2 protein-coding genes are annotated in these 2,778 nt (G+C 68.6%); both read left to right on the top strand.

The window, feature by feature from the left end; translation table 11 throughout:
- Positions 1-83 precede the first annotated feature (83 nt).
- A complete protein-coding gene (locus G3N92_RS32820; protein ID WP_241015177.1) occupies positions 84-1,613 on the top strand; it encodes a glucose-6-phosphate isomerase in 1,530 nt (509 codons plus the stop codon).
- On the top strand, positions 1,610-2,778 hold a 1,169-nt coding region (locus G3N92_RS32815), incomplete at its 3' end, for a glycosyltransferase family 4 protein (protein ID WP_206131679.1). The genes G3N92_RS32820 and G3N92_RS32815, both read left to right, overlap by 4 nt.

Here is a 2,778-nt window from a genome sequence, read left to right as displayed (position 1 = left end):
CGGGCGCGCGGCGGCCGCCGGCGGCGCGGCGCCGCTGCCGCTCGCCGATTCGCGAACCTCGTCGCATTGAAGCCGAGCGGATCATGAGCACGCCTGCCTATCCCGATCAGCCGCCGAATCGGCCGCCGGCGCCGCCGACGGTCGGCGCCTTTGTCAGCCCGAAGCGCGGCGGCAAGCGCGGCCGCAAGCGCCGGTTCGCGACCGAGCCGAGGCACTGGGCCGCGCAGGCCGGCCTGTGGACATTGACCGGTTTGCTGATCCTCGCGCACCAGGGCTCGATCCTTACGCTCGCGTTTCCGGCGCTGTCGATCGCCACCGGCCTGTGGCTGTATTTCCGCAGCCCGGCGCGCTACGTGGGCTTCGTCTGGTGGCTGTGGTTCCTCGCGCCCGAGGTGCGGCGGCTCGCGGATTGGTCGCGCGGTTCGTACACGCCCACCAGCCTGATCCAGATCGCGCCGCTGGCCGTGACGATGATCTGCGGGCTCGGGCTGATCCGCCATTACCGCGTGCTCGCGCAGCGGCGCGGCCTGCCGATGCTGATGATGCTGCTCGGCCTGGCCTACGCGTATTTCGTCGGGCTGGTGTCGTCGGGGCTGCTGGCCGCCACCTACGACCTGGCCAACTGGGTCTACCCGATCCTGATCGGTTTCCACATCGCCGTGAACGCGCGCGATTACCCCGAATACCGCGACACCATCGTCTCCACGTTCGTGTGGGGGATGCTGGTGATGGGCGGCTACGGGATGGTGCAGTTCTTCATCATGCCGGCCTGGGACGTGCTGTGGATGGTCGGCTCGCAGATGGCCTCGCAGGGCGAGCCGGTGCCGTACGGCGTGCGCGTGTTCAGCACGATGAATTCGTCGGGGCCGTTCGCGTTCGCGATGATGGGCGCGCTGGTGTTCATGCTGGCCGCCACGCAGCGCGTGCGCTGGCTGGCCGGCGCGGCCGGCTTCATCGCGTTCATGTTGTGCCTGGTGCGCTCCACCTGGGGCGGCTGGGTGATCGCGCTGATCGTGCAACTCGCCAAATCGTCGAACCGCGTGCGGGTGCGCATGGTGGTGGGCGCGATGGTGCTGGCCGGGCTGTCGGTGCCGCTGCTGACGGTGGGGCCGGTGGCCGACCGCCTCGGCCAGCGGCTCGAATCGATCACCAACCTGAAGGACGACCGCAGCTACGACGACCGCAACAAGTTCTACGCGACCTTCGCGCAGACGGCGTTCACCGACGTGTCGGGCGAGGGCATGGGCGCCACCGGCGCGTCCACCAAGCTGTCGAGCGACAGCGGCGAACTGGGCAAGTACGGCAGCTTCGACAGCGGCGTCATGAACGTGCCGTTCGTGCTCGGCTGGCCCGGTTCGCTGCTCTATCTGGCCGGCACGCTGTGGCTGCTCGCGCGTGCGCTGCGCGTGTCGTTCCGGATGCGCGACGACAAATACGTGGCCGCCTGCGTGAGCCTCGCGATCTCGATCTTCGCGATGCTCGTGTTCACGAATTCCCTGATCGGCACGGGAGGCTTGTTGCTGTTCATGAGTTTGTTTTCGATCCTGGCCGCGTCGCATTGGCAAAAAATCCAGCGCGCGGCCGCCAAACGCATACGGGGAGCAGGACTGTGAGAATTGCCATCGTCACGCATACGGTTCGTCACAACGACGGACAAGGGCGCGTCAACTACGAAATTGCCCGGGCGGCGCTTGCCGAGCAATGCGAGGTGACGCTGATCGCATCGCACGTCGCGCCGGAATTGCTCGAGCATCCGCGCGTGCGCTGGATTGCGGTGCAGCCGGGCCGCTTCTGGCCGAGCAACCTGCTGCGCCAGCAGGTGTTCGCGCTCAAGAGCGCGCTGTGGATCAACCGCCATCGCCACGAATTCGATGTGCTGCATGTGAACGGCTTCATCTCGTGGGTGCGCGCCGACGTCAACACCGCCCACTTCGTGCACGGCGGCTGGTTCGCGAGCCGCTATTACCCGTTCTCGCCGGCCAAGGGCATCTGGTCGGCCTATCAGTACGTCTACACGCGCGCCAACACCGTGCTCGAGCGCTGGGCCTACCGGCGCTCGCGCGCGATCGTCGCGGTGTCGGGCAAGGTGGCCGACGAGATCCGCCGCATCGGCATCGATTCGGCGCGCATCGGCGTGATCTACAACGGCGTGGACGCGCAGGCGTTCGGCGGCGCGCGGCCCGACCGCGTGGCCTACGGGCTGCCGCAGGATGCGTTCATGCTGCTGTTCGTGGGCGACCTGCGCACGCCGCGCAAGAACCTCGGCACGGTGCTGAAGGCGCTCACGCAACTGCCCGAGCATGTGCACCTGGCGGTGGCCGGCTTCCTGCCGGGCAGCCCGTATCCCGAGGAGGCGCGCGCGCTCGGCATCGCCTCGCGCGTGCATTTCCTCGGCCTCGTGAAGACCATGCCGCAGTTGATGTCGTCAGTGGACGCCTATGTGTTCCCGTCGCGCTACGAGGCGATGAGCCTGTCGCTGCTGGAGGCGATGGCGGCCGGGCTGCCGGTGGTCACGGCGCGGACCGCGGGCGGCGCGGAGATCATCCACGCCGACTGCGGCATCGTGCTCGACGATCCCGACGATCCGGCCGCGCTGGCCGGCGCGATCGGCGAACTGGCGCGCTCGCGCGAGCGCTGCCGCGAGATGGGCGCCGCCGCGCGCACGCTGATGAACGACTTCGGCTGGTCGCAGATGGGCGCGCAATACCTGGCGCTGTACCGTCAACTGAATTCCCTGTCCCAACCGTCCGCGCTCGGCGGGCCGGCCACGGCCGCCGT

It is taken from the genome of Burkholderia sp. Ac-20379 (assembly GCF_017104645.1).
GTDB lineage: Bacteria > Pseudomonadota > Gammaproteobacteria > Burkholderiales > Burkholderiaceae > Burkholderia.
The sequence above is the reverse complement of the archived record's forward strand: the minus strand, read 5'-3'. Positions and strand labels throughout refer to the sequence as shown.